General features: G+C 72.5%; 20 protein-coding genes. 12 read left to right on the forward strand and 8 right to left on the reverse strand.

The genetic code is table 11. The features are described from left to right. Positions 1–8: 8 nt before the first annotated feature. Together GL259_RS12380 and GL259_RS12385 are read right to left on the reverse strand one after the other, a co-directional pair. Positions 9–1,013 carry a sugar ABC transporter permease gene (locus GL259_RS12380; protein WP_159532074.1) on the reverse strand — a complete coding sequence of 335 codons (1,005 nt, stop codon included), beginning with the start codon at positions 1,011–1,013 and terminating at the stop codon, positions 9–11. Positions 1,014–1,110: 97 nt separating this feature from the next. After that, entirely contained in the window at positions 1,111–2,382 is a 1,272-nt protein-coding gene (locus tag GL259_RS12385; protein ID WP_159532076.1) for an extracellular solute-binding protein, read from the reverse strand. A 421-nt stretch (positions 2,383–2,803) separates the two neighbouring features. Here GL259_RS12385 and GL259_RS12390 point away from each other — a divergent pair, with 421 nt between their 5' ends. Both GL259_RS12390 and GL259_RS12395 read left to right on the forward strand, forming a co-directional pair. Next, positions 2,804–3,838: a LacI family DNA-binding transcriptional regulator gene (locus GL259_RS12390; RefSeq protein ID WP_159532078.1), complete on the forward strand. Its 1,035-nt coding sequence runs from the start codon at positions 2,804–2,806 to the stop codon at positions 3,836–3,838. 132 nt (positions 3,839–3,970) lie between these two features. After that, positions 3,971–4,897, forward strand: coding sequence for a phosphatase PAP2 family protein (locus tag GL259_RS12395; protein WP_159532080.1), 927 nt, complete (start codon positions 3,971–3,973; stop codon positions 4,895–4,897). A gap of 51 nt (positions 4,898–4,948) precedes the next feature. On the opposite strand, the gene GL259_RS12400 is transcribed toward GL259_RS12395, so the two are convergent. Continuing rightward, on the reverse strand, positions 4,949–7,951 hold the full coding sequence (locus GL259_RS12400; RefSeq protein WP_159532082.1) for a bifunctional [glutamine synthetase] adenylyltransferase/[glutamine synthetase]-adenylyl-L-tyrosine phosphorylase: 3,003 nt from the start codon (positions 7,949–7,951) through the stop codon (positions 4,949–4,951). A 238-nt stretch (positions 7,952–8,189) separates the two neighbouring features. Between GL259_RS12400 and GL259_RS12405 the strand changes: the two genes are divergently transcribed. From GL259_RS12405 to GL259_RS12430, 6 genes are all read left to right on the forward strand, one after another. Next, entirely contained in the window at positions 8,190–8,630 is a 441-nt protein-coding gene (locus GL259_RS12405) for a VOC family protein (RefSeq protein ID WP_159532084.1), read from the forward strand. A 368-nt stretch (positions 8,631–8,998) separates the two neighbouring features. Next, complete coding sequence (locus GL259_RS12410; RefSeq protein WP_159532086.1) at positions 8,999–9,661, forward strand: hypothetical protein; 663 nt, start codon at positions 8,999–9,001, stop codon at positions 9,659–9,661. A 1-nt stretch (position 9,662) separates the two neighbouring features. Then, positions 9,663–10,097 (forward strand): phage holin family protein, encoded by a 435-nt coding sequence (locus tag GL259_RS12415; protein WP_159532088.1) that lies wholly within the window; start codon positions 9,663–9,665, stop codon positions 10,095–10,097. Continuing rightward, the gene (locus GL259_RS12420; RefSeq protein ID WP_159532090.1) at positions 10,073–10,783 is read left to right on the forward strand and encodes a DUF3618 domain-containing protein; all 711 of its coding nucleotides are present in this window, start codon (positions 10,073–10,075) and stop codon (positions 10,781–10,783) included. Before GL259_RS12415 ends, GL259_RS12420 begins: the two co-directional genes overlap by 25 nt. A 367-nt stretch (positions 10,784–11,150) precedes the next feature. Beyond that, a complete protein-coding gene (locus GL259_RS12425) occupies positions 11,151–12,032 on the forward strand; it encodes a helix-turn-helix transcriptional regulator (RefSeq protein ID WP_159532092.1) in 882 nt (293 codons plus the stop codon). Then, positions 12,029–12,247, forward strand: coding sequence for a DUF397 domain-containing protein (locus tag GL259_RS12430; RefSeq protein WP_159532094.1), 219 nt, complete (start codon positions 12,029–12,031; stop codon positions 12,245–12,247). Before GL259_RS12425 ends, GL259_RS12430 begins: the two co-directional genes overlap by 4 nt. A gap of 37 nt (positions 12,248–12,284) precedes the next feature. Here the strand turns inward: GL259_RS12430 and GL259_RS12435 are convergent, their stop codons facing one another. From GL259_RS12435 to glnA, 3 genes are all read right to left on the reverse strand, one after another. Next, the gene (locus GL259_RS12435) at positions 12,285–13,841 is read right to left on the reverse strand and encodes a polysaccharide lyase family 1 protein (protein ID WP_159532096.1); all 1,557 of its coding nucleotides are present in this window, start codon (positions 13,839–13,841) and stop codon (positions 12,285–12,287) included. Positions 13,842–14,200: 359 nt separating this feature from the next. Further along, entirely contained in the window at positions 14,201–14,749 is a 549-nt protein-coding gene (locus GL259_RS12440) for a hypothetical protein (RefSeq protein ID WP_159532098.1), read from the reverse strand. 343 nt (positions 14,750–15,092) lie between these two features. Continuing rightward, entirely contained in the window at positions 15,093–16,454 is a 1,362-nt protein-coding gene (gene glnA, locus GL259_RS12445) for a type I glutamate--ammonia ligase (RefSeq protein ID WP_159532100.1), read from the reverse strand. 325 nt (positions 16,455–16,779) lie between these two features. Here glnA and GL259_RS12450 point away from each other — a divergent pair, with 325 nt between their 5' ends. After that, positions 16,780–17,961 carry a globin domain-containing protein gene (locus tag GL259_RS12450; protein ID WP_159532102.1) on the forward strand — a complete coding sequence of 394 codons (1,182 nt, stop codon included), beginning with the start codon at positions 16,780–16,782 and terminating at the stop codon, positions 17,959–17,961. Positions 17,962–18,122: 161 nt separating this feature from the next. On the opposite strand, the gene GL259_RS12455 is transcribed toward GL259_RS12450, so the two are convergent. After that, the gene (locus GL259_RS12455; RefSeq protein WP_159532104.1) at positions 18,123–18,566 is read right to left on the reverse strand and encodes an Rrf2 family transcriptional regulator; all 444 of its coding nucleotides are present in this window, start codon (positions 18,564–18,566) and stop codon (positions 18,123–18,125) included. A gap of 257 nt (positions 18,567–18,823) precedes the next feature. On the opposite strand from GL259_RS12455, the gene GL259_RS12460 reads away from it, so the two are divergent. The 3 genes from GL259_RS12460 to GL259_RS12470 all read left to right on the forward strand — a co-directional run bounded on the left by GL259_RS12460 (position 18,824) and on the right by GL259_RS12470 (position 22,166). Continuing rightward, the gene (locus GL259_RS12460; protein WP_159532106.1) at positions 18,824–19,486 is read left to right on the forward strand and encodes a DUF3105 domain-containing protein; all 663 of its coding nucleotides are present in this window, start codon (positions 18,824–18,826) and stop codon (positions 19,484–19,486) included. Then, complete coding sequence (locus tag GL259_RS12465) at positions 19,483–20,103, forward strand: DUF305 domain-containing protein (RefSeq protein ID WP_159532108.1); 621 nt, start codon at positions 19,483–19,485, stop codon at positions 20,101–20,103. The genes GL259_RS12460 and GL259_RS12465 overlap by 4 nt, the downstream gene beginning before the upstream one ends. Positions 20,104–20,399: 296 nt before the next feature. After that, complete coding sequence (locus GL259_RS12470) at positions 20,400–22,166, forward strand: NAD+ synthase (protein WP_159532110.1); 1,767 nt, start codon at positions 20,400–20,402, stop codon at positions 22,164–22,166. Positions 22,167–22,510: 344 nt separating this feature from the next. Here GL259_RS12470 and GL259_RS12475 read toward each other — a convergent pair whose 3' ends face one another. Beyond that, positions 22,511–23,740 carry an MFS transporter gene (locus GL259_RS12475; RefSeq protein ID WP_159532112.1) on the reverse strand — a complete coding sequence of 410 codons (1,230 nt, stop codon included), beginning with the start codon at positions 23,738–23,740 and terminating at the stop codon, positions 22,511–22,513. Positions 23,741–23,774 lie beyond the last annotated feature (34 nt).

Raw genomic sequence — 23,774 nt, forward strand, 5'->3', positions numbered from 1 at the left:
CTCCTGCCTCAGATCGCGAGCTGCTGCTCATCGCGGTTCAGCCAGCGGCGGTAGAAGGAGGTGAAGACGATCAGGATGGCCAGCAGCAGCATCCCGTAGGCCGCGGACTCGGCGAACTCGCGCGGCTGCTGTCCGAAGCCCAGCTGGTAGGCCCAGGTCACGAGGATCTGCGCGTCCGGGGCGGTGTTGCCGAACAGCAGGAAGATGATCGCGAACTGGTTGAAGGTCCAGATGACGCCGAGCAGGACCACGGTGGAGCTGACCGAGCGCAGCCCGGGCAGGGTGACGTGGCGGAACCGCTGCCAGGCGTTCGCGCCGTCCATCTCCGCCGCCTCGTACAGGCTGGCGTCGATGGACTGCAGCCCGCCGAGCAGGGAGACCATCATGAACGGCACGCCGCACCAGGTGTTGACCATGATCGCGGCGACCCGCTGCCAGAAGGTGTCCTCCAGCCACTGCGGCGAGGGCAGGCCGAGGGCGCCCAGGCCGGAGTTGATCAGGCCGGAGTCGGCGAGCATGAAGCGCCAGCCGAAGACGGTGACGAAGGTCGGCACGGCCCACGGCAGGATGAGGACCAGCCGGTAGAGGGTGCGGCCCCGCAGCTTCTGGTTGAGCAGCAGGGCGAGGCCCAGGCCGATGCCGTAGTGCAGGGCGACGCAGGCCGCCGTCCACACGATCGTCCAGATGAAGTGCGACCAGAAGCGGTCGTAGGCCGTCTCGCCCCACAGGATGTCGGCGTAGTTGTCGATGCCGATGAACTTGTAGGTGGCCTCGATCTCGTTGACGCCGATGGTGCGGGCCGAGTTGAGGCTGTCGGCGTCGGTCAGGGTGAGGTAGAAGCCGTACGCCAGGGGGTACAGCACGAGGACGCCGAGCACGACGGCCACCGGCGCGATCATGGCGTAGGCGTACCAGTGCTTGTGGAAACTGCGCTTCAGGCGGCTGACCGGTCCGGGCCGGGGCGCGCGGTCACCGCGGCGCTTGCCGGTCGCGCGGTCGATGGCGACTGTCATGGTTCGGCACCTTCTGGATGATCAAGGAGTACGGCACACAGGCCGGTGGCCGCCGGACCCTCCCCTCCTGGAAGCGGGTCCGGCGGCCACACGGGCGTTACTTGCTGAAGTCCGGCACCAGCTTGGCGATCGCGGTCTCCGCGTCACCCAGCCCCTTGTCCAGGGACTCCTTGCCGCCCGCGATCTGCGGCAGCTCGTCGTCCATCGGACCCCACAGCGAGCTGTACTCGGGCAGGGCGGGACGCGGCTGGGCGGCGGCGAGGACCGTCTGGTAGCCGGCGATGCCCGGGTCGGCCTTGACCTTGTCGGTGTAGGCGTCGTCACGCGTGGGCAGCGTGGAGTTCTTCAGGGCGATGGTCTCCTGGGCCTTGGCCGAGGTCATGAAGTTCACGAACTTCAGCGCGGCCTTCTGCTTGGCCTCGTCGGAGCCGGCGTAGACGGACAGGTTGTGGCCGCCGGTCGGGGCGCCCGCCTTGCCGGTGGAGCCGGCCGGGACGGTGGCGATGCCGAGGTTGTTCTTGTCCTTGAACGCGGAGCCCTTGTAGAAGTTCGTGATCTCCCACGGGCCCTGGATGATCGAGGCGACCTTGCCGTTGACGAACGCGTCCTGGATGTGGGCGTAGGCGTCGGCGGTGGTGTCGGCCTTGTGCAGGCCCTTGCCGTCGAAGAGGTCCAGCCAGGTGCCGTAGGCCTTCTCGGCCTCGGGCGACTTCACGGTGATCTTCTTGGCCTCGGCGTCGACCATGTCGGTGCCCTCGCCGTAGAGGAACGGCTGGGCGTAGTAGCCCGCGGTGGAGCCCCAGTAGCCGTCGACGCCGGTCTTGTCCTTGACGGTGGCGGCGGCCTTCTTCAGGTCGTCCCAGGTCTTCGGGGCCTCGACGCCGGCCTTCTCGAAGAGCTCCTTGTTGTAGACGAAGGCCAGGGTGTCCGTGGTGAACGGGACGCCGTAGGTCTTGCCCTCGTACTTGGCCTGCTCGATCAGGTTGGGCTTGAACTTCGACTCCTCGGCGAGGGCCTCGGTGCCGTCCAGCGGCAGGAAGAAGCCCTTCTTGGCGAAGGCGGGGGTCCAGCCGACCTCGGAGCGCAGCACGTCGGGGGCGCCCTTGGAACCGGCGGCGGTGTCGAACTTGTTCTGCGCCTGGTCGAAGGGGACGTTGACGTACTCGACCTTGATGTCCTTGTTGGCGGCCTCGAACTCCTTGACCAGGGCCTGGTACGTCGGCGCCTCGTTGGTCGCGTTGGAGGTGTCCCACCAGGTGATGGTGACCGGGCCGCCGGCCTTGTCGCCGCTGTCGCTGTCGCCGCCGCAGGCCGTCGCCGCGAGGGCGAGGGACGCCACCAGCGCGGTGGCCGCTATGCCACGCCGCATGAGTACTCCTTGAGGGTTAAGCCCGTGTGGTGCAGGGAGCGGCCCCGTCTGCCGCCCTGCCGACTTGCCGACCGCGCCGTTGCCGCCGCCGGGCGACGTGAACGTAACAGCCGTGCAATCGTTCCGAAAGACCTTGCTGAAAAATTTTGCAAGCAGCCCGGAGAGTTATGCCGCCGTGACCTCTCCTCAACCACCGCGCGACGCGCGTTTCCGGGCGTACGGCCGGGGTTCGGGCGGGTGTGCAAGACTCTGCAAGCACTTGCCATCCGTTTCCTCCGGGGGAATCATCCGTTGCGGAACGGTCGCCGACCACGACGTGAGGACCGCGATGACCCAGCAGCCCACAGCGGGCCGTCCGACGGCGCGCGGCAGGCGTGCGCTCGGTGTGCAAGGGCGGAAACGGCCGCTACAGTCCGGTCCTGTGACCACACGACTTGCCGACATCGCCGCTCAGGCGGGAGTGAGCGAGGCGACCGTCAGCCGCGTCCTCAACGGCAAGCCGGGCGTCGCCGCCACCACCCGCCAGTCCGTGCTCGCCGCCCTCGACGTCCTGGGCTACGAGCGTCCGGTGCGGCTGCGGCAGCGCAGCGAGGGCCTGGTGGGCCTGATCACCCCCGAGCTGGAGAACCCGATCTTCCCGGCGCTGGCCCAGGTCATCGGGCAGGCGCTGACCCGCCAGGGCTACACCCCGGTGCTCGCCACCCAGACCCCCGGCGGGTCGACGGAGGACGAGCTGACGGAGATGCTCGTGGACCGCGGGGTCGCCGGCATCATCTACGTGTCCGGACTGCACGCGGACACCACCGCCGACATGCAGCGCTACGAACGACTGCGCGCGCAGGGCGTGCCGTTCGTGCTCGTGGACGGTTTCTCGCCGAAGGTGCAGGCGCCGTTCATCTCCCCCGACGACCGGGCGGCGATGGCGCTCGCGGTCACCCACCTCGCCTCCCTCGGCCACACCCGCATCGGCCTGGCGCTCGGGCCGAAGCGGTTCGTGCCGGTGCAGCGCAAGATCGAGGGGTTCGTGCGCACCGTGCAGGACCAACTCGGGCTGAGCGCCGAAACGGTGGAGAACGAGCTGATCCAGCACTCCCTCTACACCCTGGAGGGCGGCCAGGCGGCCGCCACCGCGCTCATGGACCGCGACTGCACGGCGGTGGTGTGCGCGAGCGACATGATGGCGCTGGGTGCGATACGGGCGGCCCGGCAGCGCGGCCTGGACGTGCCGAAGGACGTCTCGGTGGTGGGCTTCGACGACTCCCCGCTGATCGCCTTCACCGACCCGCCGCTCACCACCGTCCGCAAGCCGGTCCCGGCGATGGGCCAGGCCGCGGTGCGCACGCTGCTGGAGGAGATCGGCGGGACGCCCGCGCCGCACAGCGAGTTCGTGTTCATGCCGGAGCTGGTGGTGCGCGGTTCGACCGCTTCGGCCCCTGGGGACCGGAATCGTCCTTGAGGCGGAGAGGGCGGCCTTTCGGGCACTTCCGCGGGAGGACGTCACGGGCCTGTACCCGCACGAGAACATGCGGGGCGGACCCGACCGGGGGATGATCTGCGGGGGAGGGGCGATCTGGCAGACTCTGTGCCCATGGGTGACACGACCGTGACAACGCTGGAAGGCCGCGAAGAGGCCGTTCCACACTCCGTCGCGGACACGGCGGACGGGACGAGGCGGGGGTACCTGCACCGTCTGCGCACCCCCGGCAGGCCCCGGCTGTGGTTCGAGATCCTGCTGATCGCGGTGAGTTACTGGACGTACTCGCTCATCCGCAACGCCGTGCCCGAGCAGAAGGCCGAGGCGCTGCGCAACGCCGACCGGATCTGGGAGCTGGAGCGGCAACTCGGCATCGCCGTCGAGGAGTCCGTCAATCATGCCGTGAACTCGGTGACCTGGCTGATCGTCGGCATGAACTACTACTACGCCACCCTGCACTTCGTGGTGACGCTGGGTGTCCTGGTGTGGCTCTACCGTAGTCATCCCGGCCGCTACGCGGCCACCCGGCTGGTCCTGTTCACCACCACCGGCATCGCCCTGGTCGGCTACTACCTGTATCCGCTCGCCCCGCCGAGGCTGATGAACGGCCAGGACTTCGTCGACACCGTCATGGTCCACCAGACCTGGGGCTCGATGGCCTCCGGCGACCTGAAGAACATGTCCAACCAGTACGCCGCGATGCCGTCGATGCACATCGGCTGGTCGGTGTGGTGCGGCCTGACGATCTTCGCGCTGGCCGCCGTCCCGTGGGTGCGCGTCCTGGGCCTGGTGTACCCGGCGGCCACCCTCGTGGTGATCGTCGCGACCGCCAACCACTTCTGGCTGGACGCGGTGGGCGGCGTGCTCTGCCTCGCCTTCGGCTACGGGGTGGCCCTGCTCTGGTACGGGAGCCGGCCCCACGCCCTGCCCCGGCAGGTGCCGGACGGCGGCGGGAGCCCGCCGGCGCCGGTCCGGCCCCGGCTGCCCCGGAGCCGGACCGAACCGGGGCGGACCGACCCGGCGGGTCGGACACCCCCGTAGAGCGCGGGCAGGACACCCCGTACAAGCAGGTCGGACACCCCGTACAGCGGGTCAGACACCCCCGTAGAACAGCTCCTCCACCACGCCCCGTGCCCTGCGTGCCGTACGCCGGTACGCGTCGAGCATGTCGCCGGCGTGGCCGGGACCGTAGCCCAGGTAGCGGCCGACGGCGGCCAGCTCGCGGGGCTGGGTGGGGAAGGTGTCGCCGGCCCTGCCCCGCACGAGCATCACCGCGTTGCGCACCCGGGTGGCCAGCACCCACGCCTCGTCGAGGATCGCGGCGTGCTCCTCGCAGACCAGCCCGGCCGCGCGGGCGGCGGCCAGGGCCTGGCGCGTGCGGGTCGTGCGCAGCCCCGGCTCCCCGGCGCCGTGCCGCAGCTGCAGCAACTGCACCGTCCACTCCACGTCGGACAGTCCGCCCGGACCGAGCTTGGCGTGCAGCTTGGGGTCGGTGCCGCGCGGCAGCCGCTCGGACTCCATCCGGGCCTTCAGCCGCCGGATCTCCCGGACCGCGTCCTCGTCGAGCCCGTCGGCCGGGTAGCGCAGCGGGTCGATCAGCTCGGTGAAGCGGCGGCCGAGGTCCTCGTCCCCGGCGACGGGCTCGGCGCGCAGCAGCGCGTGCCGCTCCCACACCAGCGACCAGCGCCGGTAGTACGCCTCGTACGACTTCAGGGTGCGCACCAGCGGACCGGACTTGCCCTCCGGGCGCAGGCCGGCGTCGACGAGCAGGGGCGGATCGGCACTGGGGATCTGGAGCAGGCGGCGCATCTCGGCGACGACCTTGTTCGCGGCCCGGGACGCCTCCCCCTCGTCGACGCCGTCGCGCGGTTCGTGCACGAACAGGACGTCCGCGTCGGAGCCGTAGCCCAGCTCGTGCCCGCCGAAACGGCCCATGCCGATGATCGCGAACCGGGTGGGGAGCGTGTCCCCCCAGCCCTCCCGGACGACCGCGCGGAGCGTGCCCGCGAGGGTGGCGGCCGTCAGGTCGGACACCGCGCCGCCCACCAGGTCCACCAGGGCGCCCTGGTCGGCCTCGGCGGGCTGGGACTCGGTGCCGTAGGAGCCGACGATGTCGGCGGCGGACGTGCGGAACAGCTCGCGGCGGCGCACGCCGCGGGCGGCCGTGACGCCCTGCACCGCGTTGTCGGCGCGGCGGACGGCGGCGATGATCTCCTGCTCCAGGTGGGTGCGGGAGCGGGGGGTGAGTCCCCCGCCGTCCCCGTCGCCGAGCAGCGCCACCGCCTCGGGGGCGCGCATCAGCAGGTCGGGGGCGAGCCGCCCGGCGGACAGGACGCGGGCCAGGTTCTCGGCGGCGGCGCCCTCGTCGCGCAGCAGCCGCAGGTACCAGGGGGTCTTGCCGAGCGCGTCGGAGACGTTGCGGAAGTTCAGCAGGCCCGCGTCCGGGTCGGCGGAGTCGGCGAACCAGCCCAGCAGGACGGGCAGCAGGGTGCGCTGGATCGCGGCCTTGCGGGTGACGCCGGACGCGAGCGCCTCCAGGTGGCGCAGGGCGGCGGCCGGGTCGGCGTACCCGAGGGCGACCAGCCGCTCCCGCGCCGCCTCCGCGCTGAGCCGGGTCTCCCCGGGGGCGAGCTGGGCGACGGCGTCGAGCAGCGGCCGGTAGAACAGCTTCTCGTGCAGCCGCCGCACGACCGAGGCGTGCCGCCGCCACTCGCGGTTCAGGCTCGCCACCGGGTCGGTGCGCAGGCCGAGGGAACGGCCCAGGCGGCGCAGGTCGGCCTCGTCCTCGGGGACGAGGTGGGTGCGGCGCAGCCGGTGCAGCTGGATGCGGTGCTCCATGGAGCGCAGGAAGCGGTAGGCGTCGTCGAGCTGGGCGGCGTCCGCGCGGCCGACGTAGCCGCCGGCGGCGAGGGCCTTCAGCGCGTCGAGGGTGGTGCCGCTGCGCAGGGAGGCGTCGGCGCGGCCGTGCACCAGCTGCAGCAGCTGCACGGCGAACTCGACGTCCCGCAGGCCGCCGGGGCCGAGCTTGAGCTGGCGGTCGACCTCGGCGGCGGGGATGTTCTCCACGACCCGGCGGCGCATCTTCTGCACGTCGGCGACGAAGTTCTCCCGCTCGGCGGCCTGCCACACCAGCGGCTGGAGCGCGGCGACGTACTCCTCGCCGAGCGCGAGGTCGCCGGCCACCGGGCGGGCCTTGAGCAGCGCCTGGAACTCCCAGGTCTTGGCCCAGCGCTGGTAGTAGGCGAGGTGGGAGGCGAGGGTGCGCACGAGCGGCCCGTTGCGCCCCTCCGGCCGCAGGTTGGCGTCCACGGGCCAGATGGAGCCCTCGACGGTGGTCTCGGAGCAGATCCGCATCAGGTGCGAGGCGAGGCGGGTGGCGGCGCGCAGCGCCTTGTCCTCGTCGGCCCCGCCCACGGCCTCGCCGACGAAGATGACGTCGACGTCGGACACGTAGTTCAGCTCGTGTCCCCCGCACTTGCCCAGCGCGACCACCGCGAGCCGGCACAGCGCGGCGTCCTCGGGCGCGGCGTCCGCGGCGAGGGCGAGGGCGGCACGCAGGGTGGCGGTGGCGAGGTCGGCGAGCTCGGCGGCGGTCTGGGCGACCTCGGTGGTGCCGCACACGTCCCGGGCGGCGATGGACAGCAGGCAGCGGCGGTAGGCGACGCGCAGCGAGACCGGGTCGGTGGCGCCCGCGAGGCCGCGCTCGAACTCCTCGACGCCCGGGTGCAGGTCGCGGGGCTCGTAGGTGACGAGGGCCTGCCAGTCGCTCGGGTGCCGGGCGAGGTGGTCGGCGAGGGCGGTGGAGGCGCCGAGCACCCCGAGGAGCCGGTCCCGCAGCGGCTTCGCGGAGATCAGCGTGTCCAGCAGCTCCCGGCGGGCGGCGGCACCGGTCTGCGCCTCCAGCAGCCGCACCAGTCCGAGCAGCGCGAGGTCGGGGTCGGCGGTGGCGCCGAGGGCGTCGAGCAGCACCGGGTCGTTGCGCACGGCCGTCAGCTCGGGTCCTTCCAGCAGCCGTTCGGCGGCGGAGGGATCGGTGAAGCCGTGCCGCAGCAGTCGGGTGAAGGTACTGCTCCTGCGCCCCGGCGCCGACGTCATCCCCGGCCTCCCTCGTGCCTCGGATCAGGGTCGTACGGCCATGAGCCTAACCGGAGCACCGGCCCGCGGCCCCGGGGCGGCCCGCGATGTCCGGAACGGGCACTTCACCACGGTCCGGGAGCACGCCGCCGTGTGCGCGGTGGCGCCGCGGACCGTTTTCGGCTTCGGTGAGGGGGAGCCGTCCGACCGGACCCGGCGGCGGTTCGCCCGACGCGGACATCGACGGAGGAGCCGAGCCATGGACATGACCCTCGAAGTGATCCCCCTCCCCGTGAGCGACGTCGACCGGGCCAGGGACTTCTACCGGGACAAGCTCGGCTTCCACGTCGACATCGACCAGGAGGTCATGCCGGGCATGCGCATCGTCCAGCTGACCCCGCCCGGCTCCGGCTGCTCGATCGCGCTGGGCGAGACCGTCTGGGACACCATGCCCGGCCCCCGCCCCGCCCCCGGTTCCTACCAGGGCCTGCAGCTGTGCGTCGCCGACATCGAGGCGGCCCACGCGGAGCTGGTCGCGCGCGGCCTGGAGGTCTCCGAGCCGGTGCGGTACACCCCGGACGACGGCGCCACGTTCATGTACTTCAAGGACCCGGACGGCAACGGCTGGGCGGTCCAGGAGTACCGGCGCCGGGCCGCGGAACCGCTGCACCGGCTGCTGACGGAGCAGGCGGGGGCGTAGGGCCGGCCGCCACCGGCCGGAGGGCGCCGGGAGGGACGCGTGCTCCGGAACCCCGGGCGGGCGGCCGCCTCCCCGATCAGGATCAGGTCGCCGTCGCCGGCGCGGACGTCGGTGCGCTCCGGAGCCACGCCTGCCCTGGTGCGGGTCCCGTACCGGCACGGGCCGGGTGCGCACCGGTCCCCCGGCACCCGGACCCGTCGACCGGTCGTACGACATACATGGCTCGCGAATAGTGTCAATCTCAGCCAAATGGCGACTCGGGGTGGGACGGACGGCTACGTGTGATGCTCCGGTGCACCGCTTCGGCACGCACCGGGTCATCGGGAATACGAGCCGCACGCAGGACATCCGATGAGGAGAAGTCGCCGATGAGTGAGTCCATACGGACCGGATCCGGGAGCACCGGAGAGAAGGTCAAGGCAGAGACCTCCGCGACGGCCGGACAGGCCAAGCAGGCCGCGACCCAGGTCGCGGGAACCGCGGCGGAGCAGGCCCGGACCGTGGTGGGTGAGGCGCGGCAGCAGGCCGGCACGGTCATCGACGACCTGCGCGGCCGCGCGATGGACGAGGCGGAGGGGCAGGCCAGGCGTGCCGCCGAGACGCTGCGGCAGTGGGCGGGCGACCTCTCCGGCCTGGCCGCGCACGCCGAGAAGGATTCGCCCGCCCGCAGCCTGGCGGCCCAGGTGGGCGACAGGGGGCAGCGAGCGGCCGACTACCTGGAGCGGCAGGGGGTGGAAGGCCTCGTCGCCGACCTCCAGGGCTTCGCGCGGCGCCGTCCCGGCGCCTTCCTGGGCGGCGCGCTGCTGGCCGGACTGGCCGTCGGGCGCCTGGCGAAGGTGACGCAGGCCGCGTCCCGGGGCGACGGATCCGGCCAGGGCCAGGTCGCCGCGGCACCGGGCCAGGGCGCACTGACGCCGCCGGCGGCACCGGCCTCCCAGTCCCTGCCGGCCGCTCCCCCGCCGGGAACCGCGCCGCCGGCCCCGTCGGCACCGCCGGCCGGGACGCCGGGCCGTCCGTTCCCGGAGGTGTGAGATGGCCACGATGTCACCGCTGTCCCGGGCCAAGGCGGCCGAGCCGCAGGCGCAGAGGCACGACCCGTCCATGGGCGAACTGCTCTCCAGGGTGACCTCGGACCTGCAGGTCCTCTTCCGCCAGGAGGTCGAGCTGGCCAAGGCCGAGATCAAGGAGGAGGGCACCAAGGCGGGCAAGGCCGCCGGGATGTACGGCGGGGCCGGCTTCGCCGGCTACATGGTGCTGCTGTTCCTGTCGCTGGCCGCCGTGTACGGCCTGGGCAACGTGATGGACGGGGGCTGGGCCGCCCTGATCGTCGCCGTGCTGTGGGGCATCGCCGCAGCCGTGCTGTACCAGAAGGGCCGCGCACGGATGCGCACCGTCTCCCCGAAGCCCGAACGAACCGTAGAGACCCTGAAGGAGGACGCGGAATGGGCACGTCACCCGACCAAATGAGGGCCGAGATAGCGGCCACCCGGAACCAGCTGACCGCGGACGTGGACCAGCTGGCCGACCGGGCCAGTCCGCGCCGCATGGTCCACCGCCGCAAGGCGAGGATGCGCCGCACGGTGTCGGGCGTCCGTGACCGCGTCATGGGCACCGCCTCGTACACCGCGCACGAGGTGGCCGACACCGCACGGTCGGCGGCCGGCTCGGTGCAGTCGGCGGCCGGCTCCGCGGCCGGCTCCGTGCAGGAGGGCACCGAGCGTGCGGCCGAGACCGCGCGCGAGGCCGCCGGTCAGGCGAGCCAGGCCGTCCAGCAGACACCCGAGATGGCCCGCCGCCAGACCCAGGGCAACCCGCTGGCCGCCGGCCTGGTGGCCTTCGGCGTCGGCCTGCTGGCCTCGTCGCTGCTGCCCGCCTCCCGGGCCGAGCAGGAGAAGGCCACCGAGCTGATGGAGCGCGGCGGTGAGGCGCTGGAGCCGGTGAAGCAGGCCGCCGTCGAGTCCGCGCAGCACCTGAAGGAGGGCGCCAAGGAGGTCACGCAGAGCGCGGCCGCGGAGGTGAAGGACACCGCGCAGCAGGCCGCCCGCACCACGCAGGAGGAGGCCCGCGGCCAGGCCGGCCAGGTCACCGACCAGGCCCGCGACTCCGGCCGCCAGCTCAAGGACGAGGCCCAGAAGCGCTCCGGCTCCTCGTGAGGCCGGCTTCGGGGCTCTGACGACGAGGAAGTCCTGCCCCCGGGCCGTACCCCGGCCCGGGGGCAGGACTCCGCCGCGCCGTCGCCCCGGCGGGCGGCCGGCGCGGACCGGGGATCAGCGGCCGAGGACCAGGACCAGGACGACGGTCGCCACCGCACTGATGACCAGCGAACCGAGACAGCCGGCCTTGCTGCTGAAGAAGAGGAACATGCCCCCCGGGTACCCCCTCCCGCCGGTCGCGACCGCCGGGAAGCCGGGGCCGTGTCACCCGTCGGCGTGCCTCGGCACCCGTTTCCGTCCCCCGCTGTCACCGCCCCGTCTAGCGTCGGGCACGTCGCGACACGACGCGTACGGCGGAGGGGTGCGGATGCCGGTGGACGGCGGGGCGGTGCGCCTCGGGGACGAGGTGCGGGCGGACGAACCGGGGTGGGAGGTCGACCCGGACGACGAGTGGGGTGTGGCGGTCGTCGCCACGGTGGGGCGGCAGTTGAAGCTGCGGCGGGAGGCCGTGGGGATGCGGGCCGCGGAGTTCGCGGCGGCGGTGGGGTACGGGGAGGACCTCGTCTACAAGGTCGAGGGCGGGAGGCGGATCCCCCGGCCCGAGTACCTGGAGAAGGCGGACGAGGTGCTGGGGGCGGGCGGGCTGCTCGCCGCGATGAAGGAGGACGTGGCGAAGGTCCGGTACCCGAAGAAGGTGCGGGACCTGGCGAAGCTGGAGTCCCAGGCGGTGGAGCTCCTCTCGTACGGCAGTCACAACCTGCACGGGATCCTGCAGACCGAGGAGTACGCCCGGGCGCTCCTGAGCACGCGGCGGCCGGCCCTGTCGGAGGACGAACTGGAAAGGGCGGTCGCTGCCCGGACGGCCCGCAAGGCCGTCTTCGAACGGCGTCCCGCGCCGGAGTTGAGCTTCGTGCAGGAGGAAGTGACCCTCAGGCGTCCGGTCGGGGGCACGACGGTCCTGCGCAGGCAGCTCGAACACCTGCTGGAGCTGGCGCGGTTGCGGCACGTCGAGCTTCAGGTGATGCCGACGGCCCGTGGGGACCACCCCGGAACGGGAGGGCGGATCCAGGTGCTCAAGTTCGGGGACGGCACCGCGGTGGGCCGGGCCGACGACGAGTTCGGCAGCCGCCCTGTCACCGATCCCCGCCAACTGCGGATCCTCGAGCTGCGCTATGGCATCATCCGAGCCGAGGCGCTGACCGCACGAGAGTCACTGGCCTTCATCGAACAAGCGCTGGGGGAGACATGAACCGCAAGGGCTCGGGCGGAGTCGACGTCGATCCGGTCTGGTTCAGGAGCAGTTACAGCGACAGCAGCAATCCCAACGACTGCGTCGAGGTCGCCATAGCCTCCGGCTCGGTCCACGTCCGGGACTCCAAGGCCCCCGACGGCCCCCGTCTCACCCTCACGACGGCCGCGTGGAGCCGCTTCGTCGCGCGGGCGGGCGAGACGGCCGTCCCCTGACGGTCGGGGGTCGCCCCGGAGGACGACCCCCGGCCGGTCACTGGGCGTAGGTCTCGAACTCGGCGACCTTCGGGGTGCCGTTCGCGCCGGTGATCTGGAGGGTGATCTTCGACAGCGAGGTCCGGGGGAAGCTGACGACGCCCGCCCCGCTGCCGGAGGTCAGGACGGCGCCGGTGTCGTGGTTGACGAGCCGCCAGGAGCCGATGGTGCCCTCGGAGCCCGCCGCCTCACGGATGCTGGCCTTGGACACGGTGGTGGCGGAGCCCCACTTGACCGAGACCGAGCCGGTCGAGCCGGCCGGTGACCAGTAGGTGCTCATGTTCCCGTCCCGCACGTTGCCGTAGCTCGTCCCGTCGGCCTTGCTGGAACCGTCGGCGCCGGCTCCGAGGCTGAGGTTCGTCCCGCTGGGCGGGGTCGGGTCGGTCGGCGTCGGCGTGGGATCGGTCGGGGTCGGCGTCGGGTCGGTCGGCGTCGGACTCGGGTTCTGCGGCGTGCAGCTGCCGTCCGACACCTTCAGGCCCTTGTTGGCGCCCGCCGTCTGGCTGACGACGCTCGGGACGCAGTTGGCCGCGTCGAGGCTGTAGGAGTACGGGATGGAGACCGTGGTGTTGGACTGCGGGTTCGGGCCGGCCGGGTTGTTGTCCTCGCCCCGGCCGGACCAGGTCACGTTGTCGAAGATGTTGCCGTTGACCTGCCAGTAGCCGGCCGCGTCGGTGTAGAAGGTGCCCAGGACGTCCTTGGAGTCCTCGAAGTAGTTGTTGTCCACCCTGGCGCGGGCCCCGGCACGGGAGTTGATGCCGGACTCGTTGAGGCTCTTGTAGTGGTTGTTGTAGATGTGGGCGATGCCGCCGCGCAGCAGGGGCGTGCGGGAGTCGATGTTCTCGTACAGGTTGTGGTGGAACGTCACGTACCCGTTCGAGGTGTCGCTCTCGCTGGAGCCGATGAGGCCGCCGCGGCCGGAGTTGCGCAGGGTGCTGTAGGACAGGGTCACGTACTGGGTGTTGTCCTTCATGTCGAAGAGGCCGTCGAAGCCCTCCGACTCCCCGCCCGACGCCTCCAGGGTGACGTGGTCGACCCAGACGTTGCGGACGCCGCTCTCCATGCCGATGGCGTCGCCGCCGTTGGACGTGGGCGAGCCCGACTTCTTGACGTTCCGCACGGTCACGTTCTGGATGATGATGTTGCTGGACTCCCGGATGTGGATGCCCAGTTGGTCGAAGACGGCGCCGCCGCCGACCCCGACGATCGTGACGTTGCTGATCTGCTTGAGCTCGATCACGCCGGCCGCGGTGTTGCAGCTGCTGCCCGACACCTTGGCGGTGTTGCCGTGGTTGATCGTCCCCTCGACCTGGATGGTGATCGGGGTGCTGCTGCTGGCCCGGCTGCACAGGGCCTGGTGGATCGCGGTTCCCGTGGTGGCGCGCACCGTCTGGCCGCCCGCGCCGCCGGTGGTCCCGCCGTTCTGGGTCGCGTAGCCGGTGGCGCCGGTGGCCGCGGCCTCCGCCTCGGGCGCCGACAGCGCCACGGTGCCCGCGGCCGCAAGGGCCCCCGTGGCCAGTGCCGCGGAAAGTCGCAGGGCGACTGCTCGTCTCATCCTCGCTTCGCCTTTCGTCCTCGCAGGCCGGGCACATCCCGATCCATGTCATGAGCATGCCAGCGGAACGGCCGTGGGGCGGCCGTGCGACCCGGCTCATCTGTTGGGAAAGCGCTTTCTGTCGGCGACAGTAGAGCGGCGCAAGAGGGCTGGCAAGGTTCCGCGCAGTTACGGAAGACAACCTTCCGCATCTTGTGGGAGCGCGCCCACGCCCGGCGGAAGGGGCCGGTGGTTCGCGACCGCCGGCCCCGTGGGCCTCAGCGGGCCGCGGCCCCTGCCGGTCGGCTCGGCGGACCGGCAGGTTCTTCCGCGGCTCGAAGGCGGTGACCGCGGAACGGTGCGCCGGCGGCCGGTGGCGCCTACCCCTTCCGCGGCTTGCGGGGCCTGTCCCAGCCGCCCTGCGGGCGGTCGCGGCCCCGGTCCAGCATCGCCGCGTCGAACCGGGCCTTGCTGGTCACTGCTCGTGGTCCGGGCACGAGCACGGTCGCAGTCGACCGCCACGGCACAGCCGAGGCCCAGCCGACCAGGGGCATGGTCTCGTCGTAGTGCGGAGCGAACTGCGCGACGGTGATGGTGGGCATCTGATGATCCAGGCCGCGGACGTGGTCGAGGAACGCGTCGGGCAACGAGACGTGGTGCGTTTCCAGGTAGTGCGGGAAGTCCTGGCGCCACAGCCAGGTGCCGTCGGTCACCAGGGAGGAGCATCCCGGAGAGTGCCGGTGGGGGTCCCCCGTGATGACGTCGTGTCCGCCCTCCATGACGTCGATCAGGACGTGGCCGGAGTCCAGATAGGCCACCAGCTCCGCCTCGTCCGGCTCGCCGACGGACCGGACGGCATCGCGTATCGATCCGTTCGGCTGCCCGGAACGGCCGTCCAGTTCGTCGTAGAAGCCCAGCAATCCCAGCACTCCGTCTCCTTCGACGAGCCCTTCCCCCGACCGGCACGCGCAGCCGCGCCCGCCGTTGGCCATCGGTGTGTGAGGACGAACGGTCACGCGGTGGCCGCGGGTCACGGCGTAGACGCCGTCCGACGGCAGGAAGCGTCCGGCCGCGACCCACGCACGGCCGTGGTCTGCAGCCGGAGTGCCGGCCGCCACAGGTCTCGCACCCGCCGTCGTTCACCTCGGGCGGGACCGGAGGGCGCCGGACGGCCCGGGGCCGGCCCGAGGGTGGTGAGACGACGACGGGGCCGACGGTCGCGGACCGCCGGCCCCGTCGTCGAATCGGCGGAGAACACGCCCTGACCCGCGCTTACAGCACCGGCAGGTTCTTCCGCAGCTCGAACGCGGTGACCTCGGAGCGGTACTCCTCCCACTCCTGCTTCTTGTTGCGCAGGAAGAAGTCGAAGACGTGCTCGCCGAGGGTCTCGGCGACCAGGTCGCTGCGCTCCATCAGCGTCAGGGCCTCGCCCAGGTTCTGGGGCAGGGGCTCGATGCCCAGGGCACGGCGCTCGGCGTCCGAGAGGGCCCAGACGTCGTCCTCGGCACCCGGCGGGAGTTCGTAGCCCTCCTCTATGCCCTTGAGGCCGGCGGCCAGCAGGACGGCGTAGGCCAGGTACGGGTTGGCGCCGGAGTCGAGGGAGCGGACCTCCACACGGGCCGAGCCGGTCTTGCCGGGCTTGTACATCGGGACGCGGACCAGGGCCGAGCGGTTGTTGTGGCCCCAGCAGATGTAGGAGGGCGCCTCGCCGCCCGCGCCGGCCGTGCGTTCCGCTCCGCCCCAGATGCGCTTGTAGGAGTTGACCCACTGGTTGGTGACCGCGGAGATCTCCGCCGCGTGCCGCAGCAGGCCCGCGATGAAGGAACGGCCGACCTTGGAGAGCTGGTACTCGGCGCCGGACTCGTAGAAGGCGTTCCGGTCGCCCTCGAAGAGGGAGAGGTGGGTGTGCATGCCGGAGCCCGGGTACTCGGAGAAGGGCTTGGGCATGAAGGTCGCCTGCACGCCCTGCTCCAGCGCCACCTGCTTCATCACCAGCCGGAACGTCATGACGTTGTCGGCCGTGGAGAGCGCGTCGGCGTAGCGGAGGTCGATCTCCTGCTGGCCGGGGGCGCCCTCGTGGTGGGAGAACTCCACCGAGATGCCCATCGACTCCAGCATGGTGATCGCCTGGCGGCGGAAGTCCATGCCGACGTTCTGCGGGGTGTGGTCGAAGTAGCCGGAGTTGTCCGCCGGGGTCGGGCGGGTGCCGTCGACCGGCTTGTCCTTCAGCAGGAAGAACTCGATCTCCGGGTGGGTGTAGAAGGTGAAGCCCAGGTCGGAGGTGCGGGCCAGGGCGCGCTTGAGGACGTAGCGCGGATCGGCGAAGGACGGGGAGCCGTCCGGCATGAGGATGTCGCAGAACATGCGGGCCGTGCCGGGGGCCTCCGCCCGCCAGGGCAGGATCTGGAAGGTCGACGGGTCCGGCTTGGCGATCATGTCGGACTCGTACACCCGGGCGAAGCCCTCGATGGCGGAGCCGTCGAAGCCGATGCCCTCGTCGAACGCCTGCTCCAGCTCGGCCGGGGCGACGGCCACGGACTTCAGGAAGCCCAGCACGTCGGTGAACCACAGGCGCACGAACCGGATGTCGCGCTCCTCCAACGTCCGGAGCACGAACTCCTGCTGCTTGTCCATCTTCCGCTTCCCCATCCTTGCCGGTCAGGCCGCCTGCCCCTCCCGGGCCCCGGGAGACGGTCGGGCACTGGAGCATCCCACCACACGAGCGTTTCATACGCGTTGCCGACCTTGATCGGCCGGCCGACCGCGGCCTGAACGCCTCGCGCACGACAGGTGTACCGCTCCGCTGCCCATCTTGCCCTTTCGGACAGGTATCCGTAACGCCCGGCCCCCACCCGCCCCGCCGCTCCCCCTCCGGCTCCCAGGACCCACCCCCCTTAAATTGGAGTTCGAGATGCAAGTTTTAATGGGGGCGCAGGCATCCGAGCCACGAGGAGACCCGATGCTGTCCGAGCAGTCCGCCGCCGTCGTCCGCGCCACCCTTCCCGCCGTCGGCGCATCCCTCGGCGAGATCACCGAGCGCTTCTACGCCGGGATGTTCGCCGCCCGCCCCGAGCTGCTGCGGGACCTGTTCAACCGCGGCAACCAGGCCGCCGGCACCCAGCGCCGGGCCCTCGCGGGGTCGATCGCGGCCTTCGCCACGCACCTGCTGGAAAACCCGGACCAGCGGCCCGACGCGATGCTGGGGCGCATCGCCCACAAGCACGCCTCCCTCGGCATCACCCCGGACCAGTACGCGATCGTCCACGAGCACCTGTTCGCCGCCATCGCCGGCGTCCTGGGCGAGGCCGTCACCCCCGAGGTCGCCGCCGCCTGGGACGAGGTCTACTGGCTGATGGCGAACGCCCTGACCGCCATCGAGAAGCGGCTGTACGAGGAGCGCGGCGGGCACCAGTGGCGGACCTGGGAGGTCGTCGAGCGGATCACCGAGACCGCCGACGTCGTGACCTTCCGGCTGCGCCCGGCCGACGGCGGCCCGGTGCGCGCCTTCCGCGCGGGGCAGTACGTCTCCGTCCGCGTCGCCCTCGCGGACGGCGCCCGGCAGATACGGCAGTACAGCCTCTCCGGGGCACCCGGCCCCGACGAGCGGCAGTTCAGCGTCAAGCGCGTGCACGAGGAACCGGCCCCCGAGGGCGAGGTGTCCCACCACCTGCACGCCCGCGTGCGGGTCGGTGACGTCCTGGAGCTGTCCGAGGCCTACGGCGACCTGGTCGTCGACGCCGACGCGGACACCCCGCTGCTGCTGGCCTCCGCCGGGATCGGCGTGACCCCGATCACCGCGATGCTGGCGCACCTCGCCGACAGCGGGCACCGCGCCCCGGTCACCGTCGTGCACGGCGACCGCTCCCCCGCCGACCACGCCCTGCGCGCGGACCACGAGGCGTTCGCGGCCAAGCTGCCGGACTCGGCCGTGCACTTCTGGTACGAGCAGGACGCCCCCGAGGGCGCCGGCACCGGTTATGTCGACCTCGCGCGGGTGCCGGTCGCGCCGGGCACGCACGCGTACCTGTGCGGTCCGCTGCCGTTCATGCGGGCGGTGCGCGAGCAGCTGATCGGCAAGGGCGTGGCGCCGGCCGACATCCACTACGAGGTGTTCGGCCCCGACCTGTGGCTGGCCAGGTAGGCGGGCCCGGGGGCCGGGAGCCGTGGGCGGCCGGTGACGGGCGGGCCGGGTCCGGCCGGGTGGACGGGGGCGTCCGTCGGGGCCGGGCCGGCGGCACCGGGGACCGGGCTGGATCCGGGCCCGGCGGCGTCCGGGGCGGCGGATCCGCGGGGCACCGGCTGCTAGCGGGCCCGCGGGATGCCGAGCAGGAGCGGGCCCGTGGGGTCCGCGGCGATGTCCGCCACCGTGATCGGGTCCAGCGAGGCGAAGAAGGCCTCCTGGGCCCGGCGCAGGGCGCCGCGCAGGCGGCAGTCCGAGCGCAGCGGGCAGGGGGCGACGGAGGAGCCGCCCTCGCACTCGACGACGTCGTCCTCGCCCTCGAAGGAGCGGACCAGGGCGCCCACGGAGGCACCACGGCCCTCCTCCGTGAGGGACAGCCCGCCGCCGCGGCCGCGCCGGGCGGTGAGCAGCCCCCTGTGCTGGAGTTCCGCGACGACCTTCGCGGCGTGGGTGTACGGCACGTCCATGGCCGCCGCGACGTCACGCGTCGTCGGACGGGAGTCGCCGGCCACGGCGAGGCGCATGAGGACCCGCAGGGCCAGGTCGGTGGAGCGCAGCAGCCGCATACCGGGCAGCGTAGGTAATCGGCATTCCGGCTTCAAATTATCCGGCCGGACCTTCCGGACCTTCACGACGTCCTTCCACCCGGACTTCCGATCCGGACTTCCGATCCGGACTTCCGGGACGTTCCTCCGGCGGGGAGGCGGTCGGCCGCGGGCCGGGCCGTATCCGGCCGTTCCCTTCGCCCCCTACGACTCGCCCCGCCTTCCCCATTACGATCAGCTCACCCGTTCGTCCCACCATCCCTCGAAGGGCATTCCCCATGGGCTCCGCCAAGAAGAGCAGCGCGGCACGCACGGCGCGCATAGAGGAGATGCGACGCGCCGAGCAGGCCCGCGAGCGCCGCAACCGGATCCTCGTCGTCGCCGCCAGCGTGGTGGTCGTCGCCGGACTCGTCGCCGGCGGTGTGGTCCTGGTCCAGTCCCAGTCGGACGACGGTGACGGCGCGGCGGGCGACGCGAAGGCCGCCGGCCGCTTCGTCACGGACAAGGACGGCGTGCGGAAGTGGGAGGGGACGCTGGGCCGCAACCACGTCACCAAGTCGGTGACGTACCCGGTCGCTCCCCCGGTCGGCGGTGACCACAACCCGGTCTGGATGAACTGCAACGGGGACGTCTACACCGACGAGATCAACAACACCAACGCCGTCCACTCGCTGGAGCACGGCGCGGTGTGGGTGACGTACAACGACCGGGCCGACAAGGCGGACGTCGACGCCCTCGCGGCGAAGGTGAAGAAGACGCCGTACACCCTGATGAGCCCGGTGGACGGCCAGAAGGACCCGATCATGCTCACGGCCTGGGGGCACCAGCGCACGGTGACCGGGGCGGACGACCCCGCCGTCGACGCGTTCCTCGAGAAGTTCGTCCAGGGCGAGCAGACCCCCGAGCCGGGTGCCGCCTGCACCAACGGGCTGAGCGGATGAGGCAGGCCGGACTGATCGCGGGGGCCGCGGCGACCGTGCTCGTCGCGGCCGGCGCGATCAGCTACGCGGTCGCCGGGGACGAGGGGTCGGACCGGCCCCCCTCCGCCGGGTCCGCGGACGCCGGGTTCGCCCGGGACATGGCCGTGCACCATCAGCAGGCCGTCGAGATGTCGTACATCGTGCGGGACCGGACGGACGACGAGGAGGTCCGGCGGCTCGCCTACGACATCGCCCAGACGCAGGCCAACCAGCGGGGCATGCTGCTGGGCTGGCTCGACCTGTGGGAGCTGCCGAAGGTGTCCGCCGATCCGCCGATGACGTGGATGGGCATGGGGGACGCGGCCTCCGGCAAGGACGGGGCGTTGATGCCGGGGATGGCGACCAACGCCGAGATGAAGCGGCTGGGGACCCTGAGCGGGAAGCAGGCGGAGGTCTTCTACCTCCAGCTCATGACGGACCATCACAAGGGCGGGGTCCACATGGCTCAGGGGTGTGTCCGCGCGTGCGAGGTCCGGGTGGAGAAGCGGCTCGCCCGGGGCATGGTGGAGGCGCAGGAGTCGGAGATCGCGCTGATGGCGGAGATGCTGGAGGAGCGGGGGGCGGCGCCCCGGCCCTAGGGGGTGTCGTTTGGATCTTGCCGGGGTCGCGGGGCCCGGCACGCGCATCTGCGGCGTTGTCGTCGGTTGCCGGGGCTCCGCCCTGGCGCCCTCCTCCGCCTTGCGTCCGCACGCACCAGCCCCCGCTCGGATCGGTCCGCAAGGCACCGTTGCCCGGAGCCGGCCTGATCCGAACGACACCCCCTAGCGGCCCGTCCCGGCGGCCCGTCCCGGCGGCTTCCGGCAGCTTCGGGCGCTCCGTCCCGGCGGTCCGGGGCTCCCGGACATCGTGTCGCTCTGACGATTACACTGGGCCCGTGCCTCAACTACGTCTCGCCCTGAATCAGATCGACTCGCGCGTCGGTGACCTCGCCGGCAACGCCGAAACGATTGTCCGCTGGACCCGGCACTCCGCCGAACAGGGAGCCCACCTGGTGGCGTTCCCGGAGATGGCGCTGACCGGGTATCCCGTCGAGGACCTCGCCCTCAGGTCGTCCTTCGTGGAGGCCTCCCGGGCGGCCCTGCGCTCGCTCGCCGCGCGGCTCGCCGAGGAGGGCTTCGGGGAGCTGCCGGTGGTCGTCGGCTACCTCGACCGCAGCGCGACCGCCCAGCCCAAGTACGGACAGCCGGCGGGAGCGCCGCAGAACGCCGCGGCCGTGCTGTACGGCGGCGAGGTGGTGCTGAGCTTCGCCAAGCACCACCTGCCGAACTACGGGGTCTTCGACGAGTTCCGCTACTTCGTGCCGGGCGACACCATGCCGGTGGTGCGGGTGCACGGGGTCGACGTCGCCCTCGCCATCTGCGAGGACCTGTGGCAGGACGGGGGGCGGGTGCCCGCGGCCCGGTCCGCCGGGGCCGGGCTGCTCCTGTCGATCAACGCCTCGCCGTACGAGCGCGACAAGGACGACACCCGGCTGGAGCTCGTGCGCAAGCGGGCGCAGGAGGCCGGGTGCACGACCGCCTACCTCGCGATGATGGGCGGGCAGGACGACCTCGTCTTCGACGGCGACTCGATCGTCGTCGACCGCGACGGCGAGGTCGTGACGCGTGCGCCGCAGTTCGCCGAGGAGTGCCTCGTGGTCGACCTCGACCTGCCCGCGGCGGCCGCGGACGCGCCGGCGGGGGTCGTCGACGACGGGTTGCGGATCGACCGGGTCGTGCTGTCCGGGACGCCGCTGCCCGCGTACGAGCCGGAGCTGCCCGGCGGGTACGCGCAGCGGCTCGACGACGACGAGGAGGTGTACTCCGCGCTGGTCGTCGGGTTGCGGGCGTACGTCGTGAAGAACGGGTTCCGGTCCGTGCTGATCGGGCTGTCCGGGGGCATCGACTCGGCGCTGGTGGCCGCGATCGCGTGTGACGCGGTGGGGCCGGAGAACGTGTACGGCGTGTCGATGCCGTCGAAGTACTCGTCCGAGCACTCCAAGGGCGACGCGGCCGAGCTGGCGCGGCGGACGGGGCTGAACTTCCGGACGGTGGCGATCGAGCCGATGTTCGACGCGTACATGGGGGCGCTGGGGCTGACGGGCCTCGCGGAGGAGAACCTCCAGTCCCGGCTGCGGGGGACGCTGCTCATGGCGATCTCCAACCAGGAGGGACACATCGTGCTGGCGCCCGGCAACAAGTCGGAGCTGGCGGTGGGCTACTCGACGCTGTACGGCGACTCCGTGGGGGCGTACGGGCCCATCAAGGACGTGTACAAGACGTCGGTGTTCCGGCTCGCGCGGTGGCGGAACCGGGCGGCGGCGGAGCGGGGGGAGACGCCGCCGATCCCGGAGAACTCGATCAGCAAGCCGCCGAGCGCCGAGCTGCGGCCGGGGCAGGTCGACACGGACTCGCTGCCGGACTATCCGGTGCTGGACGCGATCCTGGAGCTGTACGTGGACCGGGACCGGGGGGCGGACGAGATCGTCGCGGCCGGGTTCGACCGGGAGCTCGTGGCGAAGACGCTGCGGATGGTGGACCGGGCGGAGTACAAGCGGCGGCAGTACCCGCCGGGGACGAAGATCTCCCCGAAGGGGTTCGGGAAGGACCGGCGGCTGCCGATCACCAATGGCTGGCGGGAGCAGGCGCCCGCGGCGGACTGAGCGAGTGCCGGCGCGAGCCGAGCAGGCACCCGCAGCCAGCCGAGCGGGTGCCTGCGGCCAGCTGAGCGGATCCGGGTGCGGGTGAGTGGGGGCGTCCGTCCGGCGTCTGCGGCGCGGCTGCGGGTTCGGTGGGGTGCGCGTGGCGCCTGTGGCCGTGGTGAGGCCGGGGGCGGGGCGGCTGCCTCACGCCCGCCGCCGTCCTCCGCCCCTCCCCGCCGTACGCGGCTGCGGGCGCGCCCGGCCGTCCCCGAGGTGACGGTCGCCCGCCGAGTCGCCCCCGATCGCGGGCGGTGGTGTCCCCCCGGCGCCCTGAGGACCCGGGGGGACACGAGCGCGATCCCGGCTCAGGCGCCGCCCACCCCGTCCAGCGCCTCCGTCCGCCGGGGCACGCGGCTCGCGACGACGCGTTCGCGGGCGGCCCTCGCTCCCGTTCGGCGCTCCACCGCGTGGGCGACCGACGCCACCCCGATGCCGGACGCCGCCAGCAGGGCCCCCGCGACGGCGGGGGACGTCGTGCCGAGGCCGGCGGAGAGCGCCAGGCCGCCGACCCACGCGCCGCCGGCGTTCGCCAGGTTGAAGGCGGCCTGGTTGGCCGAGGAGGCCAGCGAGGGGGCCGCCGCGGCCTTCTCCATGACCATCAGCTGGAGGGGCGAGCCGGTGACGAAGGCCGCCGTGCCGAGCAGGGTCACCGCCAGTGCCGCGGTGGGCTCCGTGCGCATCAGGACGGGGAAGAGGGCCAGGACCGCCGTCAGCGAGACCAGGCCGCCGAAGAGGGTGGCGCGCAGGGAGTGGTCGGCCAGCCGGCCGCCCAGGAGGTTGCCGACCGTCGCGCCCACCCCGAACAGGGCCAGCAGCAGGGTCACGCTCGCGTCGGAGTGACCGGCGGAGTCCGTCAGCATCGGCGTGATGTAGCTGTACGCCGCGAAGAGCGCGCCGAAGCCCGCGACGGTCGTGCCGAGGGCCAGCCAGAGGGGGAGGGAGCGCAGGGCGGCCAGCTCGCCGCGCAGGGCGGACCGCGGGGCGGCGGCGCCGGTCCCCGGTATCAGCAGCGCCAGGGACACGACCGCCGCCACGCCGATGGCGCTGACCGCAAGGAACGTCGCCCGCCAGCCGAAGTGCTGGCCCGCCAGGGTGGCCGCGGGGACGCCTGCCACGTTCGCCGTGGTCAGTCCGAGGAACATCAGGGAGACCGAGCGGGCCCTGCGTTCCGGGGTCGCCATGGTCGTGGCCACCACGGCTCCCACGCCGAAGAAGGCGCCGTGCGGGAGGCCGCTGAGGAAGCGGGCGGCCAGCAGCCAGGCGTGGTCGGGGGCGAGGGCCGAGAGCGCGTTGCCCACGACGAACAGGGCCATCAGGGCGATCAGCACCGTGCGGCGGGGCAGGCGCGCGGTGGCCGCGGCGAGCAGGGGGGCGCCGACGACCACGCCCAGGGCGTAGGCGGAGACCAGGTGGCCCGCCTCGGGGAGGGAGACGCCCAGGTCGTGCGCGACGTCGGGGAGCAGCCCCATCATGACGAACTCGGTGGTGCCGATGCCGAAGGCACCCACGGCGAGGGCGAGCAGGGCCAGGGGCATGGAGGAGCGGACCTTTCGGGAGACCCATTATGTT

This window comes from Streptomyces sp. Tu 3180, from assembly GCF_009852415.1.
In the GTDB taxonomy this organism is placed as follows: domain Bacteria; phylum Actinomycetota; class Actinomycetes; order Streptomycetales; family Streptomycetaceae; genus Streptomyces.

Bases quoted from the DNA above. Each gene is read 5' to 3' on its own strand.
- GL259_RS12380 (WP_159532074.1), bottom strand. From the start codon at position 1,013: ATGACAGTCGCCATCGACCGCGCGACCGGCAAGCGCCGCGGTGACCGC.
- GL259_RS12385 (WP_159532076.1), bottom strand. From the start codon at position 2,382: ATGCGGCGTGGCATAGCGGCCACCGCGCTGGTGGCGTCCCTCGCCCTC.
- GL259_RS12395 (WP_159532080.1), top strand. From the start codon at position 3,971: ATGGGTGACACGACCGTGACAACGCTGGAAGGCCGCGAAGAGGCCGTT.
- GL259_RS12400 (WP_159532082.1), bottom strand. From the start codon at position 7,951: ATGACGTCGGCGCCGGGGCGCAGGAGCAGTACCTTCACCCGACTGCTG.
- GL259_RS12405 (WP_159532084.1), top strand. From the start codon at position 8,190: ATGGACATGACCCTCGAAGTGATCCCCCTCCCCGTGAGCGACGTCGAC.
- GL259_RS12410 (WP_159532086.1), top strand. From the start codon at position 8,999: ATGAGTGAGTCCATACGGACCGGATCCGGGAGCACCGGAGAGAAGGTC.
- GL259_RS12415 (WP_159532088.1), top strand. From the start codon at position 9,663: ATGGCCACGATGTCACCGCTGTCCCGGGCCAAGGCGGCCGAGCCGCAG.
- GL259_RS12420 (WP_159532090.1), top strand. From the start codon at position 10,073: ATGGGCACGTCACCCGACCAAATGAGGGCCGAGATAGCGGCCACCCGG.
- GL259_RS12425 (WP_159532092.1), top strand. From the start codon at position 11,151: ATGCCGGTGGACGGCGGGGCGGTGCGCCTCGGGGACGAGGTGCGGGCG.
- GL259_RS12430 (WP_159532094.1), top strand. From the start codon at position 12,029: ATGAACCGCAAGGGCTCGGGCGGAGTCGACGTCGATCCGGTCTGGTTC.
- GL259_RS12435 (WP_159532096.1), bottom strand. From the start codon at position 13,841: ATGAGACGAGCAGTCGCCCTGCGACTTTCCGCGGCACTGGCCACGGGG.
- glnA (WP_159532100.1), bottom strand. From the start codon at position 16,454: ATGGACAAGCAGCAGGAGTTCGTGCTCCGGACGTTGGAGGAGCGCGAC.
- GL259_RS12450 (WP_159532102.1), top strand. From the start codon at position 16,780: ATGCTGTCCGAGCAGTCCGCCGCCGTCGTCCGCGCCACCCTTCCCGCC.
- GL259_RS12455 (WP_159532104.1), bottom strand. From the start codon at position 18,566: ATGCGGCTGCTGCGCTCCACCGACCTGGCCCTGCGGGTCCTCATGCGC.
- GL259_RS12460 (WP_159532106.1), top strand. From the start codon at position 18,824: ATGGGCTCCGCCAAGAAGAGCAGCGCGGCACGCACGGCGCGCATAGAG.
- GL259_RS12465 (WP_159532108.1), top strand. From the start codon at position 19,483: ATGAGGCAGGCCGGACTGATCGCGGGGGCCGCGGCGACCGTGCTCGTC.
- GL259_RS12475 (WP_159532112.1), bottom strand. From the start codon at position 23,740: ATGCCCCTGGCCCTGCTCGCCCTCGCCGTGGGTGCCTTCGGCATCGGC.